Below are 15,523 nucleotides of genomic sequence, written 5' to 3' on the forward strand. Positions count from 1 at the left end.
TCTCCAGCAATAAAGTGCAATCCCGGGTACAACCCGAAGTTGACCCCGAATCTACATCAATCGGCCGCAATGGCTGAAAAATTCCCCAGGAGAAACACCGTGAGCACCCCCATCGACTATTACTTCACCCCGCAAAGCCCCTGGACTTACCTGGGCCACGAGCGTTTTGTGCGCATGGCCCGCGCGACAGGCGCCGCAGTGCGGGTGCTGCCGGTGGACTTCGGCAAGATTTTTCCGGTGTCCGGCGGCTTGCCGCTGGGCCAGCGTGCGCCTCAGCGCCAGGCCTACCGGCTGGTGGAGTTGCAGCGCTTCAGCGAACACCTGCAGATGCCGCTGAACCGCCAGCCCAAATACTTCCCTGTGGGCGGCGACCCCGCCGCGCGCCTGATCACCGCGGTGGATCAGCAGGACGGCAGCGCCGCCGCCATGGCCTTGGGTGGTGCCATTTTCCGGGCAGTCTGGGCTGAGGAGCGTGACATCGCCAGTGAGCAGGTGCTGGCAGAGATCCTTGACGCCGCCGGCCTGGACGCAGCGCGGCTGGCGCAATCACGCAGCCCGGAGGTGCAGCAGCTTTACGAAGCCCACACCCAACAGGCCGTTGACGCGGGCGTGTTTGGCGCACCCAGCTACGTCGTAGCGGGCGAGATTTTCTGGGGCCAGGACCGGCTGGATCTGCTTGAGAAAAAACTCGCAGGGAAGTAAATTGAATCGTTCACCAGCATCAGGAGATTTTCACCATGGGTAAATTCATCGACCTCAAATCCGCAGACGGTTTTGTTTTTCCGGCCTATGTGGCCGAACCGGCCGGCAAGCCCAAGGCAGCCGTGGTGGTGGTGCAGGAAATTTTCGGCGTCAACTCGCACATCCGCTCGGTCGCCGATGGCTACGCGGCTGCCGGCTACCTGGCGGTGGCGCCAGCCACTTTCCACCGCGTCCAGCCGGGCGTGGATACGGGCTACACCGACGCCGACATGAAAGCCGGCATGGCACTGAAATCGGCGGTGGAAGCCCTGCCGGCGCCCGGTGTGCTGCAGGACATCCAGGCCGCCATCAACCATGCGGCGCAAACCAGCGGCGGCAAGGTCGGCATCGTCGGGTTTTGCTGGGGCGGCCTGCTGACCTGGCGTGCTGCCTGCACACTGTCCGGCCTGTCCGCGGCCGTGCCTCACTACGGCGGCGGCATGACGGCAGGTGAGGAGCCCGCACGCAAGCCGGCTTGCCCGGTGATGGTGCACTTCGGCGACCAGGACCACTGGATTCCGCTGGACACCGTCGAGGCCTTCAAAAAAGCCCAGCCCGGCGTGCAGGTGTTTGTGTATGAAGCCAACCATGGCTTCAATTGCGACCAGCGCGGTTCGTACAACGAAGCGGCGGCCACATTGGCCAGGGCGCGCACGCTGGAGTTTTTCGCCAAACATCTGGGCTGAACCATGAGCGGCCCGCGCCTCAAGTGTTTTTGGCCTCTATCCCTTGACTGGCGGGCGCCGGCAGCTCTGTTTTTGATAGCGATTACGGCGACTGCCCAGGCTGCCGATTACAGCGGCCCGCTGTTTGACGCGCACCTGCATTACAACGAGGAGGCCTGGAACGGCAGCGTGGGACCCCACTCGCCGGCCGATGTGCTGGCGCGCATGCAGCGCAACGGCGTCAGGGCCATCGTCGCCAACTCGCGGCCCAACGATGGCACCAGGGCGCTGGCTTCGCTCGAGCAGACAAAACAGGCCGGCGTCACCGTCGTGCCATTTATCCGCCTGTACCGCAACCGCGCCGATTACGACAACTGGTTTCGCGACGAGACGATTTACGAGATGGTGCAGGCTGAATTTGCACGCGGCGTGAGCGGCGCCCAGGCCGGGCCGTACAAGGGCATCGGCGAATTCCACCTGTATGACAGCGCCAATGCCAATGGGCCGGTCGCAAAAAAGCTGATGCAGTTTGCCGAGAAGAACAAGCTCCCCGTGCTTTCGCATGTGGACGATGTGGCGATCGACCTGCTGATGGCGCATGCACCCGGTGCACGGTTGATCTGGGCGCACACGGGCATCAGCGGCGTGCCCGCAACGCGTGTGGACGCATTGCTTACACGCTACCCGACGCTGATGGGCGAGTTGTCTTACCGCCCCGGCCTGACCTGTGACTCCGGCAAGCTTTGCCCGGAATGGCGTGCGCTGCTTCTGAAGTACCCCGCGCGTTTCATGATCGGCTCGGACACCTGGGTCAACCAGCGCTGGCAGTACTACGACGAACTCATGAAGGGCTACCGCACCTGGCTGGGCGACCTGCCGCCTGATGTTGCGCGGAAAATCGCCTGGGACAATGGCGCTGGTTTGTTCGGGCTGAATTGAGGGGCTGGCGCGGCTGCTCTTAAGCCAGGGCAGTCCTGGATCGCCGAGCCCGCGCAGCTGCGGGGCGCCGCGTGCGCAACGCGGCCGCGTAGGCCTCGCGCGCCCAATCAAGCAGCACGTGCGCATCTTCCCGGGCTTCGGCCGGTGCTTCGTAATAACTGGCCACGGTGACGCGCCCGGCCCGGGTGGCGTAGGAAAACGGGGCGAGCGCCAGCGCTTCAAAACGCGGGCGGGTTTCACTGTCGGTGCGCAGGTAAAGCGTTCCCTTCATGATGAAACCGAAATACACCCCGCCGAGAACCAGCCCGGCACCACCGAAGAATTTTTTCACCTCGATTTTTCCCATGGCGCCCAGACTGTCGGCCGTTTCGGTCGCGTGCAGCAGCGCCAGCTGGGTGGTCATGGGCGCCCTCATCATGCCGCTTCGGCGACGGGGTCGAAAAAACCGGTGATGTGCTGCAGGCGGCCGTCCGGGCTCAGCGCGGCAAAACTTTTGCCCGACTGCAGCACCGCGTTGCCGGTGCCCCGGAGTTCCCAGACGCTCAGGCTGCGCCCATGGTGCTCGGCGACGCTCAGAATGTGGAACTGCGCGCCGGGCATCGCGCCCTGAAAACCGCCCATGTAAGCTGACAGCGCGGCCTGCCCCTCGAGTTGTCCATTCACGTCGCTATAGCTGCAATCTTCGTGCAGGCAGGCTTGCAATTCCGAGGCACGTGTTGCCGGGTCTGCCGACCAGATGCCGGCGTAACGTGTCCACAAGTCGTGGGGTGTTGTCATGTTTATTTTCCTTCCAGGGTGTTGAATTCGAGGTCTATGGCTTGCTTGAGCTTGCGTTTGTCGTAGCCGGCGCGCACCAGCACCAGCAGGCCCTGGTAGAAAGCCACCAGTTTCAGCGCGGCAATGGCGGGATTGAGGCCTTGGGGCAGGAGCTTTTCTTTCTTTGCATCCTCCAGTCGGTCCTGCAGCGCCGCGCGCAGGATCTCGAAGGCCTCAGCCAGCGCGTCTGCCGGCAACATGCCGCCACTGCCGAACTCGATGGCCGAGTTCGTGATCAGGCAGCCGTGGCTCGCCCCATCCGGCTCCCGCAGCAGCGACTGGAACAGCGCGCGTACACCCGCAAGGCCTTTGTCCGGGCCGGCATGGCTGGCAATGCGCCGCTGGAGCACCTCTGTCAGGTAATGGGCAAACGAGGCCTTGAACAGGCCGGCCTTGTCCCCGTAGGTGTTGTAGATGCTGCCGGCGCTCAGACCGGTTGCCTCCTCCAGCGTACGGATTGAAATGGTGGAGTACCCGGTGCGGCGAAACGCATGCATGGCGCCGCCGAGGACGTCATGTTCATCAAAAGCGCGTGGTCTTGACATGAAGGCTTTCATTTAAATTGCTTGTTCTAGAATAACCATTCTAGAATTGCCTGTCAACCGATTCCGGGACTTTGTGACGGGCTCAATGCGGTAGCATTGCTTCATGATCCAGCTCCATTACTACCCCAGCACCGCGGCCATGGTGCCGCATATCGTGCTCGAAGAAATTGGCGTGCCTTACCAGCGTGTGTTGGTAGACCGCATGCAAAACGCGCACAAGACGCCGGACTACCTCCGCCTCAACCCGAACGGCCTGATCCCGGTGCTGGTCGATGGCGACCTGGTGCTGTACGAAACCGCGGCCATCTGCCTGCACCTGTGCGACACCCACCCCGAAGCGGGCCTGGTGCCGCCCGTGGGCACGGCAGAGCGCGCCCATTTCTACAAATGGCTGATGTGGCTGACCAACACCTTGCAGGCTACGCTGATCACCTACTTCTATTCCGAGCGTTCGGTGGCGCCCGGCAATGCCGCCGGCGCGGCGGAGGTCAAGGCGCAGGCCGAAGTGAAAATCGGCGCCATGCTGGACCAGTTGGACGCCGAACTGGCGCGCCATGGCGGCCCCTGGTTTGCCGGTGGACAGTACAGCGCGCTGGATGCCTATGTGCTGACCCTGTGCCGCTGGACGCGCAATTTCAAGTCGCCAGCCGCGCGCACCCGGGCGCAGCTCGGGCCCTACCTGCAGCGCATGCTGGCGCGGCCTGCGGTGGCGCGGGTCTTCGGGGCGGAGCAACTCGCGCAGCCGTGGGTCTGAGCGCGGCGCAACGCCTGCTCAATCAGCGTCACCAGTGCCTCTGGATGGGCGGCCTTTTTTAGAATGTGCGCGGCGGGTGTGGCGGGCATTTCCGGTTGCGGCGCTCGAAGCGGCCCTGTGAAAAATGCAGCAGGCCTTGCCAGTCGCCGCCGCTCCAGGACAAGCCGTGAGGTCAGGCCCCAGCTTCAGCGCGCGGTTCTGGCCAGATACTGCTTGCGCCAGAACACCGTCACCACGACGATGACCAGCAGGATCATGAAGCCGAATAACCACCAGAAGCCGGTGGCCGTATGGATCAGCGGCAGGAACTCGAAGTTCATGCCGAAAAAGCCGGTGATCAGGTTCAGCGGCAGAAAGATGGCTGTGAGCGCAGTGAGCGTGCGCATGATGCTGTTGGTGCGGTTGCTCTGGGCGCTGAAGTGGATCTGCACCACCGTTTCGGCAGATTGTTCCAGCCGGCGCGCATGGTGCACCACGCGCTGGATATGTTCAATCACATCGCGTGCCCGCGCCACCATCTGGTCGCGCCGGGTTTGCGCCAGCTGCGCGTCAGCGGCAAAGGATGACATCGGCTGCTCGCGCAGGGAATCGAGCCACTCCTGCATTGCGTCGTGCTGCTCGTCGCACAGGTCTTCCAGCACATGCAGCTGGCTGCGTGCGCCCATCAGCGAGCCCCAGTTGATGAAACGCGAATCCGGCTTGAGCAGCTCGGCCTGCCAGTGCTCCAGCTGGTTGGTGAGTTCCTTGCGCACGTCGAGGTAGCTGTCCACCATGGCGTTGACCATGCGCAGCACCAGGTCGATCGGGCCAGACGGGATGCGGTTGCGCGCCGATGTTGCGTCCACGCTGAACTTGGCGTCGCTCAGCGCGCGCTCGATGAAGCTTTTGGCTGTGTAGCAGCCGCGCGGATGCACGCTGATCAGCAGCCGGTCGAATACCACGAAACCCACGGCGCGGGAACTGATGCGGTTGAAGGCGGGTAGTCCGCCGCGCGGCTTGGCGCGCGTCTGGCCGTGGTAAGCCGCAACAGCGGCGTCATGTTCCGCCTCGGCGCGCGTCTCCGCCTGCGTGGCCAGCCGGCGGAAGATGACCAGGTCGTAGATTGACGTGAAGTCGTAATGGGACGGATGCAAGGGGTTGGCGAGGTCCTGGCGATGCAGGTCCAGCAGGGCGGAGCCACCCAGCTGCTGGGCCGCCTGCTGCAGCAAGGCCTGATGGGTTTCGACTTCGTCGCGGTCGACAAACACCCAGACGAAGCCGTCGGCCGGGGCCTTTCCCGGCACGGCATCGGAAAAGCGCAAGGTGTCGGCGGTGAATTCAACAATTTGCACGGTGTCCGTCCGGTTTGGAGTTAAATTGGCTTGCGGCCCTTATCAGACGGGCGTAGTCAGCTATGATTTTTGCAGCAATCGCGCGGCTTCGATGGCAAAGTAGGTCAGCACCCCGTCCGCGCCGGCCCGCTTGAAGGCCAGCAGGCTTTCCATCATCACCGCGTCATGGTCCAGCCAGCCGTTTTGCGCCGCGGCCTTGAGCATCGCGTATTCGCCGCTGACCTGGTAGGCAAAGGTCGGCACGCCGAACTCGTCCTTCACACGGCGTACCACGTCCAGGTAGGGCATGCCGGGTTTGACCATCACCATGTCGGCGCCTTCGGCAATGTCCATGGCCACCTCGCGCAGCGCTTCGTCGCTGTTGCCCGGGTCCATCTGGTAGACCTTCTTGTCGGCCTTGCCGAGGTTGCCGGAGGAGCCGACCGCATCGCGGAACGGGCCGTAAAACGCACTCGCATACTTGGCGCTGTAGGCCATGATGCGGGTGTGGATCAGCTTCCTTCCTTCCAGCGCCTGGCGGATGGCGCCGATCCGGCCGTCCATCATGTCGCTGGGGGCGACGATGTCCACGCCGGCTTCGGCCTGCACCAGCGCCTGGCCGACCAGCACTTCAATCGTTTCATCGTTCAGGATATAGCCGGTCTGTTTGTCCGGCAGGCCGTCCTGGCCGTGGCTGGTGAACGGGTCCAGTGCCACGTCGGTCATGACGCCGAGTTCGGGAAACCGCTTTTTCAGTTCACGCACCACACGCGGCACCAGGCCGTCCGGGTTCAACGCTTCCTTGCCGTCGTAGGTCTTGAGCGAGTTGTCGATCACCGGAAACAGTGCCATCACGGGAATGCCGAGCCGCACACATTCTTCGGCTACGGGCAGCAGCAGGTCCAGGCTCAGGCGCTCCACGCCGGGCATGGAAGCCACCGGCTCGCGCCGTTGCTTGCTGTCAGTGACAAACACCGGGTAGATCAGGTCGTGCACGCCCAGCGCATTTTCACGCACCAGGTTGCGCGTGAAGCTGTCGCGGCGCAGGCGGCGCGGACGGCCAAGCGGGTAGGGGGCATAGGAAGTCATGGGCAAATTGTGCCAAAGCTTTGCCAGGGGTGAGGAATGCGCTTTCGGGTGGCCCGTTTGTGCGCTGGCGCACATAGGCGGCGCACCTAGGGAAATGGCTAGCGAAACTATCATGTACTTTCGCCTGGCGACCCTTGTCAGGGCCTCGGGGGCGTGGTTAGAATGGCCGCGTGTTGTTACCTTTTGGTGGCAGCATCCCGCTTTTCCTCCCTGAGCGGGTGCCTTTAGTGTCACAGCAAAAAGGCTTCCAGGCCCGGCTGACCTTGCGTCATCCGGGCATTTTTTTTCCCCCCGGCACGTCGCTAAATCCAATTGCCGGGCGAATTGCGGCGTTGCGCGGTGCTCGGAATCCTCATGGACTGGAGTCCATTCCGGTGTCCTGTGCTCCGGGCGCCTTGCACTTCATCCCGCCAACGAAGTTGCAAAGAAGACTAACTTGTACTCAAGTTATGTCGTAACTAAAAGCGAATTTCTGAAAACGCCGTGAGACCGTTTTAGGGCGCGCACTAAACTACGCTGATGCTCTGGGTCAAATCACTCCACATCGTTTTTGTTGCCAGCTGGTTTGCGGGCCTGTTTTACCTGCCACGCATTTTTGTCAACCTGGCGATGGTGCCGGCTGAAAGTGTGGCCGAGCATGCACGGCTGGTCCTCATGGCGCGCAAGCTGCTGCGCTTCACCACGCTTCTTGCCGTGCCGGCGCTGGTGTTCGGCCTGTGGCTGTGGCTGGGCTACGGCATAGGACGCGGGCCCGGCAATGGCTGGATGCACGCGAAGCTGGCTGTGGTGGTGCTGGCGATCGGCTACCACCATGCCTGCGGCCGCATCCTCGCGAAGTTCATCGCGCAGCGCAACACGCGCAGCCACCGCTGGTTCCGCTTCTTCAATGAAGTCCCGGTGCTGCTGCTGCTGGCCGCTGTTGTGCTGGTGGTCGTCAAGCCGTTCTAGCAACGCAAGGCCGCCAACGTGCCCCCCGCCCCGCTTTCACCAGCAGACGCGAGCGAACCGGCTTTGCCGGGCGCCATGCGTCGCCCCCTGCAAGGGGGAAAGGCACTACGCGAAGCGAAGCGCAGTGAGAACGATGGGGGTGACCCAAGCCATGTACCTACCACCAGTTGGCCCCTGGCGCTGGCCACGGTTTGCCTGATTGTGTACGCCAGCCTTTACCCCTTTACCGAGTGGCGCAACCAGGGCATTTCGCCGCTGACTTTCCTGGCGGCGTCCCTGCCGCGTTACTGGACCGGTTTTGATGTGGGCGTCAACCTTGCCGGCTACGCGCCGCTGGGTTTCCTGCTGGCCCTGGCCGCGCTACGCAGCGGCCGCACGCGCTGGGCTGTGAGTGTGGCGGTGCTCGGCGCGGGCGCGTTGTCGCTGGTGATGGAAGCGCTGCAAAGCTACCTGCCTGCGCGCATTCCTTCGAACGTGGACTTTGTCCTGAACGTGGCCGGTGCCTGGCTCGGCGCGTGTACGGCCTGGTTGCTGGAGAAAGCGGGCGCGCTGGACCGGTGGAGCCGGGTGCGGGCCCGCTGGTTTGTCAGCGATGCCAGGGGCGCGTTGGTGCTGCTCGCCCTGTGGCCGGTGGCGCTGTTGTTTCCGGCTTCGGTGCCGCTGGGCCTGGGCCAGGTGCTGGAACGGCTGGAATACACACTGGCCGACGCGCTGGCCGATACGCCCTTTCTCGAGTGGCTGCCGGTGCGCGACATCGAACTGCAGCCGCTGGTGCCCGGCGCCGAAGTGATTTGTGTGGCGCTGGGCGCGCTGATCCCTTGCCTGCTCGGCTACAGCGTGGTGCGCACCTTGGCACAACGCACTGTTTTTCTGGCACTCACGCTGCTCGCCGCCATTGCATCGACTGCGCTGTCCGCTGCGCTGAGTTATGGCCCCGACCATGCCTGGGCCTGGCTGGACCTGCCGGTGCAGGTCGGGCTGGTCATGGGCGGCGTGCTGGCCCTGCTTCTTCTGCCGGTGCCGCGCCGGGGCAGTGCCGCGCTCCTGCTGCTGGCCCTGAGTGTTCATTTGTCCCTGCTCAACCAGGCGCCGATGGGGCCCTATTTTGCGGAAACCCTGCAGATCTGGGAGCAGGGGCGGTTCATCCGTTTCAACGGCCTGGCGCAATGGCTGGGCTGGCTCTGGCCGTATGCGGTGCTGCTGTACCTGTTGGTGCGCCTGTCCAGCCGCAGGGCCAGCGAGCCCGCGGAAAGTAAAATCAGTCCATGACCCTCTCCAGCATGAAAAAAGGTGCGGCACCGGCTGCGCCCCCGGACTCCTATTACGAACGGCACATTTTTTTCTGCCTGAACCAGCGCGAAAGCGGCGAGGACAGCTGCGCCAACCACAAGGCCCAGGAGGGCTTCGACCGCTGCAAGGCCCAAGTCAAGGCTGCCGGGTTGGCCGGGCCGGGCAAGGTACGCGTCAACAAGGCCGGCTGCCTGGACCGCTGTGCGGCCGGTCCGGTGGCGGTGGTGTACCCCGAAGCCGTCTGGTACACCTATGTCGATGCGCAGGACATTGACGAGATCGTCGAGTCGCACCTGAAAAATGGCCAGGTGGTCGAGCGGCTGCTGACACCCGCGAATGTGGGCCGTTGAGAAGCGGATGAATCCGGAGCGCAGCGTGGTGGGCGCGCTAAATCCCATGAGTTTCAGCCTGTTTGCCCTTGTTTCACGGGTTTAAGTAGCTAGTATTTTGATAGCAATTTTGTCAATGGAAAGCAAGGCGTGAATTCCCAAACCCAGAAATCCGTGGTGCAGGGCGCTGCGGGCGATATTGAAGTGGCGCTGGACTTGCCTGCAGGCGGGCAAGCTTCTAAAGGCGTAGCCGTCATCGCCCACCCGCACCCGCTCTTCGGCGGCACCATGGACAACAAGGTGGTGCAGACCCTGGCGCGCGCGTTTCTGCAGGCCGGTTGGACCGCGGTTCGTTTTAATTTCCGGGGGGTGGGTGGTACCGAAGGCGCGCATGACGAAGGCCGCGGCGAGCTGGACGACATGCTGGCCGTCGTGGCAGCCATGGCGCCGCAGGGCCCGCTGTGCCTGGCCGGGTTTTCTTTCGGTGCTTACGTCACCACGCATGCCTTTGGCCGCCTGGCTCCCTTGCGCGACATCGAAAAACTGGTGCTGGTAGGAACCAGCGTCGACCGCGCGGTTGCCGCCCCCATTCCTGCGGACGCGCATCCCCGGACTTTGGTTGTGCACGGTGAGCAGGACGACACGGTGCCGCTGCAATCGGTGCTGGACTGGGCGCGCCCGCAGGTACTGCCTGTTACGGTTGTCCCCGGGGGGGGGCATTTCTTTCATGGACAATTGCCGCTTCTGAAAAATCTGGTGGCACGCCACCTAGGCTGACTTTTTCAGACCCGATCCGGGTCTTTGCCGTCTCTTTTTTGCCTTCGTTTTCCATTTCCAGGTCTATTTCCCATGCGCCGTTTCCTGACTGCTTTTCGTGGCTTTGCTCCATCCTTGGTGCTGCTGTCTTCCCTGGTTCTGCTGCCAGCGGCGCAAGCCCAGATGCCGCAGCCACCCGAAGTGGCTGCCCGCTCCTACCTGCTGCTGGATGTCACGGCCAACCAGATCCTGGCCGCCAAGGACATCGACATCCCAATCGAGCCGGCCTCGCTGACCAAACTGATGACCGAATACCTGGTGTTCGATGCGCTCAAGTCCAAAAAGATCACCCTCAAGCAGACTTTTCCCGTGAGCGAGCGCGCCTGGAAAATGCCGGGTTCGCGCATGTTCATCGACCCGAAGATGCAGGTGCCTGTCGAAGACCTGATCAAGGGCATGGTGGTGCAGTCGGGCAACGACGCCACCATGGCGCTGGCCGAAGGTGTGGGCGGCGGCGTCGAGAATTTTGTTCGCCTGATGAACGAACAGGCCAAGGTGCTGGGCATGAAGTCCACGAGCTACAAGAATCCGGAAGGCCTGACCGAGCCGGGCCATACCACCACGGCGCGCGACCTGAGCATCCTGTCCACCCGCCTGATGCAGGATTTTCCCGACTACATGGGTTTTTCGGCGATCAAGAAGTATCGCTATCCCGGCACGCCCGCTGCCAACGACACCAACCGCAACACCCTGCTGTTTCGCGATCCCACGGTCGATGGCCTGAAAACCGGCCACACTGCCGCGGCCGGCTACTGCATGATTGCCACCGCCAAGCGCGACTTCCCGAACCTGGGCCCTGCCGGTGCGCCGGGCGGCCGGCGCCTGCTGGCGATTGTGCTGGGCACCGCCAGCGACAGCGCCCGCGCCAACGAATCGCAAAAGCTGCTGAACTGGGGCTACACCGCTTTCGAGGCCGTCAAGCTGTTCGACGCCGACCAGGCCGTGGCCTCGCCCAATGTCTGGAAAGGCCGGTCCGGCACCGTGAAGCTGGGTCGACACCAGCCCATCGTGATTGCCATCACGGCCGGCAGCTCCGCCAAGGTCCAGACCCAGGTCGCCCGGCCCGACCCCCTGGTTGCGCCTTTCACCAAGGGGCAGGTCGTCGGAACGCTCAAGGTCAACCTGGGCGGCGGCGAGACAGTCATAGACATCCCGCTGGTGGCCTTGGAAACCGTTGAAGAAGCCGGCATTCTGGGCCGGGCCTGGGATTCGATCCGGCTTTGGATCAAGTAGGGCGCTAACCCCTGCGGGAGGCTTGCAGGCCGATGGGGGCTCTCCCCGGCCGGGTAAATTTGCAGATGGCCCCCCAAACTGCTACACTCGAGGGCTTTTCCGGAATTTCCGGGGAGATTCACGTTTTCACGTAAATAGTCACGTATTTACAGTCAAGTCAGATACCAGACGTTTAGGGACGTTTTAAATGCCAACCATTAATCAGCTAGTCACTCAGGGACGCAAGGTCGAAAAGATCAAGTCCAAGAGCCCTGCGATGGAGAATTCTCCACAGCGGCGCGGTGTGTGTACCCGTGTGTACACCACAACCCCCAAGAAGCCAAACTCCGCTCTGCGTAAAGTCGCCAAAGTGCGCCTGACGAACGGATTTGAAATCATTTCCTACATCGGCGGCGAAGGCCACAACCTGCAGGAACACAGCGTGGTGCTGGTTCGCGGCGGTCGTGTCAAGGACTTGCCCGGTGTGCGTTACCACATCGTCCGTGGTTCGCTCGATCTGCAAGGCGTGAAAGACCGCAAGCAGTCGCGCTCCAAGTACGGTGCGAAGAAGCCAAAGGCCAAATAAGCCGAACCGGCTCGGGTTTTATTGCCCGCGCCAGAGGATGTCGTCGTGATGTCTTCAAAACAGGTGTTTGAATCACCCTGGCAGGTGTTTCAAGCGAAGTGACCCAAGTGCAAGTTGTTTGTACCGGTCGAGTAAGTGAGGGTTTTGATAACTCTCGCGGTGCTGCCAAAAGCGGCGCCAACTGAAGCAAAGAGGTGAAAAAATGCCACGTCGTCGCGAAGTCCCTAAACGTGAAATTCTCCCTGACCCAAAATTTGGCAACGTTGACCTTGCCAAGTTCATGAACGTCATCATGCAAGGCGGCAAAAAAGCTGTCGCCGAGCGTATTGTGTATGGCGCCCTCGAGCAGATCGAGAAAAAGAACCCCGGCAAAGATCCGCTGGAAGCCTTCCACATGGCCATCGGCAACATCAAGCCCATGGTTGAAGTGAAGTCCCGCCGTGTTGGCGGTGCCAACTACCAGGTACCGGTTGAGGTGCGTCCTGTGCGCCGCATGGCCCTGGCCATGCGCTGGCTGAAAGAAGCCGCCAAGAAGCGTGGCGAAAAGTCCATGTCCCTGCGCCTGGCCAATGAGCTGATGGAGGCCACCGAAGGCCGTGGCGGCGCCATGAAGAAGCGTGACGAAGTTCACCGCATGGCCGAAGCCAACAAGGCGTTCAGCCACTTCCGCTTCTAATTTCAGTTGCATGTTTGCTGCGCGGAAGTGACGCGTTGCCTGACGGCCCGAGGCGCAACTGGCGTCTTGACTCCCGAGGGTTCAACCCCACTTTCTGCGGGCTGCATGCAAAACGTGCAGCCCGCAGACGCGTAGAAAAAGCATAAAAAATGTTTTGGCAACGAGTCCTTGTTCGTCTTTCGAACCGAAAGTAATTTATGTCCCGCGCTACCCCCATTCAAAACTACCGCAACATCGGCATTTCCGCGCACATTGATGCCGGAAAAACCACGACCACCGAGCGGATCCTCTTTTATACCGGCGTGAACCACAAGATTGGTGAAGTTCATGACGGCGCGGCCACCATGGACTGGATGGAGCAGGAGCAGGAGCGCGGCATCACGATCACTTCCGCGGCAACGACCTGCTTCTGGAAGGGCATGGACACGTCCCTGCCTGAGCACCGCATCAACATCATCGACACCCCGGGCCACGTCGACTTCACGATTGAAGTCGAGCGCTCGATGCGCGTGCTGGATGGCGCCTGCATGGTGTATTGCGCCGTGGGCGGTGTACAACCCCAGTCGGAAACCGTCTGGCGCCAGGCCAACAAGTACAAGGTGCCGCGTCTGGCCTTTGTGAACAAGATGGACCGTACCGGTGCCAATTTCTTCAAGGTGGTGGAGCAGATGAAACTGCGCCTGAAGGCCAGCCCTGTGCCCATGGTGATCCCCATCGGCGCCGAAGAAAACTTCACCGGCGTGGTGGATCTGCTGAAGATGAAAGCCATCATCTGGGATGAGGCTTCGCAAGGCATGAAGTTCACCTACAGCGAGATCCCGGCCGAGCTGCTCGAGCTGGCCAAGGAATGGCGCGAGAAGATGGTCGAGGCCGCTGCCGAGTCGTCTGAAGAGCTGATGAACAAATACCTCGAAGAAGGCGACCTGACCGAGGCTGAAATCAAGCTCGGCATCCGCACGCGCACGATTGCCAGCGAGATCCAGCCGATGTATTGCGGCTCTGCTTTCAAGAACAAGGGCGTGCAGCGCATGCTGGACGCCGTGATCGAGTTCATGCCGTCGCCGGTCGACATCCCGCCTGTCAAGGGTATGGATGAAGACGAAGCGCCTGTGACCCGCCGTGCGGACGACGAAGAGAAATTCTCTGCGCTCGCCTTCAAGCTGATGACTGACCCGTTTGTGGGCCAGCTCACCTTTGTGCGTGTGTATTCCGGCGTTCTGAAAAAGGGCGACAGTGTCTACAACCCGATCAAGGGCAAGAAAGAGCGTATCGGCCGTATCGTGCAGATGCACGCCAACAACCGTGAAGAAGTCAGCGAAATTCGCGCTGGCGACATTGCGGCCTGTGTGGGCCTGAAAGACGTGACCACTGGCGAAACCCTGTGCGATCCGGACGCGATCGTCATGCTCGAGCGCATGGTGTTCCCCGAGCCTGTGATTACGCAGGCCGTGGAGCCCAAGACCAAGGCTGACCAGGAAAAAATGGGCATCGCCCTGCAGCGTCTGGCGCAGGAAGATCCGTCTTTCCGCGTCAAGACCGACGAAGAGTCCGGCCAGACCCTGATTGCCGGCATGGGCGAGCTGCATCTGGAAATCATTGTTGACCGCATGAAGCGCGAATTCGGCGTGGAAGCCAACGTGGGCAAGCCTCAGGTGGCTTACCGCGAAACCATTCGCAAGACCGTGGAAGACGCCGAAGGCAAGTTCGTGCGCCAGTCCGGCGGCAAGGGCCAGTACGGCCACGTTGTGCTCAAGATCGAGCCCAATGAAATGGGCAAGGGCATCGAGTTCATCGACGCGATCAAGGGTGGCGTGGTTCCGCGTGAATACATTCCTGCCGTTGAAAAAGGCATTCACGAGGCTGTGACCACGGGCGTGCTGGCCGGTTATCCGGTGGTGGACGTCAAGGTCACGCTGCATTTCGGTTCGTACCACGACGTGGACTCGAACGAAATGGCCTTCAAGATGGCTGCAATCTTTGGCTTCAAGGAAGGCTGCCGCAAGGCCAGCCCGGTGATCCTGGAGCCCATGATGGCTGTTGAGGTGGAAACACCGGAAGACTACGCCGGCAACGTGATGGGCGATCTGTCCTCACGCCGCGGCATGGTGCAGGGCATGGAAGACATGGTCGGTGGCGGCAAGGCCATCAAGGCTGAAGTGCCGCTGTCCGAAATGTTCGGTTACTCGACCACGCTGCGTTCGATGTCCCAAGGCCGTGCGACCTACACCATGGAGTTCAAGCACTACTCCGAGGCTCCGCGCAATGTGTCCGAAGCCATCATGGCTGCGCGCGCCAAGTAAGTAAAACCGGTGCCGGTTCCGCAAGGACCGGCATCACTCTTTTCCTGTCTGCGATTGTGTGCCCCTCACTGCCCGTGGTGATGGAACAAGCAACACAGTGCAAACGTTAAACCATACACGGGCACGTTCTTTATCTGGAGTTAAAAATGGCAAAAGGCAAATTTGAGCGGACCAAACCGCACGTCAACGTAGGCACGATCGGGCACGTTGACCATGGCAAGACCACGCTGACCGCGGCGATCACGACCGTGCTCGCAGCCAAGTTCGGTGGCGAAGCCAAAGGCTACGACCAAATTGACGCGGCCCCCGAAGAAAAGGCCCGCGGCATCACCATCAACACCGCCCACGTTGAATACGAAACGGCCAACCGCCACTACGCCCACGTCGACTGCCCCGGCCACGCCGATTCTGTGAAAAACATGATCACCGGCGCCGCCCAGATGGACGGCGCCATTCTGGTGTGCTCGGCCGCTGACGGCCCCATGCCCCAGACCCGCGAGCACATCC

18 protein-coding genes are annotated in these 15,523 nt (G+C 61.9%); 13 read left to right on the forward strand and 5 right to left on the reverse strand.

The genetic code is table 11. The features are described 5' to 3' along the window. Nucleotides 1–99: 99 nt before the first annotated feature. From WA904_RS14660 to WA904_RS14670, 3 genes are read left to right on the forward strand one after another with little or no spacing between them, the layout of a single operon-like run. Entirely contained in the window at nucleotides 100–702 is a 603-nt protein-coding gene (locus tag WA904_RS14660; RefSeq protein WP_425197862.1) for a 2-hydroxychromene-2-carboxylate isomerase, read from the forward strand. Between the two features lie 35 nt (nucleotides 703–737). Continuing rightward, nucleotides 738–1,427 (forward strand): dienelactone hydrolase family protein, encoded by a 690-nt coding sequence (locus WA904_RS14665; protein WP_425197863.1) that lies wholly within the window; start codon nucleotides 738–740, stop codon nucleotides 1,425–1,427. A gap of 3 nt (nucleotides 1,428–1,430) precedes the next feature. Next, a complete protein-coding gene (locus tag WA904_RS14670) occupies nucleotides 1,431–2,345 on the forward strand; it encodes an amidohydrolase family protein (RefSeq protein ID WP_425197864.1) in 915 nt (304 codons plus the stop codon). A 19-nt stretch (nucleotides 2,346–2,364) separates the two neighbouring features. Here WA904_RS14670 and WA904_RS14675 read toward each other — a convergent pair whose 3' ends face one another. Genes WA904_RS14675 through WA904_RS14685 form a run of 3 tightly spaced genes read right to left on the reverse strand, consistent with a single transcriptional unit; the run spans nucleotide 2,365 to nucleotide 3,706 of the window. Further along, the gene (locus WA904_RS14675) at nucleotides 2,365–2,748 is read right to left on the reverse strand and encodes a TfoX/Sxy family protein (RefSeq protein WP_425197865.1); all 384 of its coding nucleotides are present in this window, start codon (nucleotides 2,746–2,748) and stop codon (nucleotides 2,365–2,367) included. An 11-nt stretch (nucleotides 2,749–2,759) separates the two neighbouring features. Next, a complete protein-coding gene (locus WA904_RS14680) occupies nucleotides 2,760–3,122 on the reverse strand; it encodes a nuclear transport factor 2 family protein (RefSeq protein WP_425197866.1) in 363 nt (120 codons plus the stop codon). A 2-nt stretch (nucleotides 3,123–3,124) separates the two neighbouring features. Beyond that, nucleotides 3,125–3,706, reverse strand: coding sequence for a TetR/AcrR family transcriptional regulator (locus WA904_RS14685; protein ID WP_425197867.1), 582 nt, complete (start codon nucleotides 3,704–3,706; stop codon nucleotides 3,125–3,127). A gap of 103 nt (nucleotides 3,707–3,809) precedes the next feature. Between WA904_RS14685 and WA904_RS14690 the strand changes: the two genes are divergently transcribed. Further along, nucleotides 3,810–4,460, forward strand: a complete 651-nt coding sequence (locus tag WA904_RS14690; protein ID WP_425197868.1) for a glutathione S-transferase family protein — start codon at nucleotides 3,810–3,812, stop codon at nucleotides 4,458–4,460. A 185-nt stretch (nucleotides 4,461–4,645) separates the two neighbouring features. On the opposite strand, the gene WA904_RS14695 is transcribed toward WA904_RS14690, so the two are convergent. After that, a complete protein-coding gene (locus WA904_RS14695; RefSeq protein WP_425197869.1) occupies nucleotides 4,646–5,791 on the reverse strand; it encodes a magnesium transporter CorA family protein in 1,146 nt (381 codons plus the stop codon). A 60-nt stretch (nucleotides 5,792–5,851) separates the two neighbouring features. Beyond that, entirely contained in the window at nucleotides 5,852–6,859 is a 1,008-nt protein-coding gene (gene hemB / locus WA904_RS14700) for a porphobilinogen synthase (RefSeq protein WP_425197870.1), read from the reverse strand. Between the two features lie 519 nt (nucleotides 6,860–7,378). On the opposite strand from hemB, the gene WA904_RS14705 reads away from it, so the two are divergent. From WA904_RS14705 to WA904_RS14745, 9 genes are all read left to right on the forward strand, one after another. After that, nucleotides 7,379–7,807, forward strand: a complete 429-nt coding sequence (locus WA904_RS14705) for a CopD family protein (protein ID WP_425197871.1) — start codon at nucleotides 7,379–7,381, stop codon at nucleotides 7,805–7,807. 75 nt (nucleotides 7,808–7,882) lie between these two features. Continuing rightward, the gene (locus WA904_RS14710) at nucleotides 7,883–9,076 is read left to right on the forward strand and encodes a VanZ family protein (RefSeq protein ID WP_425197872.1); all 1,194 of its coding nucleotides are present in this window, start codon (nucleotides 7,883–7,885) and stop codon (nucleotides 9,074–9,076) included. After that, nucleotides 9,073–9,447, forward strand: a complete 375-nt coding sequence (locus WA904_RS14715; RefSeq protein WP_425197873.1) for a (2Fe-2S) ferredoxin domain-containing protein — start codon at nucleotides 9,073–9,075, stop codon at nucleotides 9,445–9,447. The genes WA904_RS14710 and WA904_RS14715 overlap by 4 nt, the downstream gene beginning before the upstream one ends. Before the next feature lie 129 nt (nucleotides 9,448–9,576). Beyond that, the gene (locus tag WA904_RS14720) at nucleotides 9,577–10,203 is read left to right on the forward strand and encodes an alpha/beta hydrolase (RefSeq protein ID WP_425197874.1); all 627 of its coding nucleotides are present in this window, start codon (nucleotides 9,577–9,579) and stop codon (nucleotides 10,201–10,203) included. Between the two features lie 72 nt (nucleotides 10,204–10,275). After that, nucleotides 10,276–11,475: a D-alanyl-D-alanine carboxypeptidase family protein gene (locus WA904_RS14725; protein ID WP_425197875.1), complete on the forward strand. Its 1,200-nt coding sequence runs from the start codon at nucleotides 10,276–10,278 to the stop codon at nucleotides 11,473–11,475. 187 nt (nucleotides 11,476–11,662) lie between these two features. Further along, a complete protein-coding gene (gene rpsL / locus WA904_RS14730; RefSeq protein ID WP_077592324.1) occupies nucleotides 11,663–12,040 on the forward strand; it encodes a 30S ribosomal protein S12 in 378 nt (125 codons plus the stop codon). Nucleotides 12,041–12,242: 202 nt separating this feature from the next. After that, nucleotides 12,243–12,716 (forward strand): 30S ribosomal protein S7, encoded by a 474-nt coding sequence (gene rpsG, locus WA904_RS14735; RefSeq protein ID WP_077592325.1) that lies wholly within the window; start codon nucleotides 12,243–12,245, stop codon nucleotides 12,714–12,716. Nucleotides 12,717–12,913: 197 nt separating this feature from the next. Beyond that, complete coding sequence (fusA, locus tag WA904_RS14740; RefSeq protein ID WP_425197876.1) at nucleotides 12,914–15,016, forward strand: elongation factor G; 2,103 nt, start codon at nucleotides 12,914–12,916, stop codon at nucleotides 15,014–15,016. Nucleotides 15,017–15,162: 146 nt separating this feature from the next. Beyond that, on the forward strand, nucleotides 15,163–15,523 hold a 361-nt coding region (locus tag WA904_RS14745), incomplete at its 3' end, for a GTP-binding protein (protein ID WP_425197877.1).

It is taken from the genome of Polaromonas sp. (genome assembly GCF_049790275.1).
Taxonomy (GTDB): Bacteria; Pseudomonadota; Gammaproteobacteria; order Burkholderiales; family Burkholderiaceae_C; genus Polaromonas.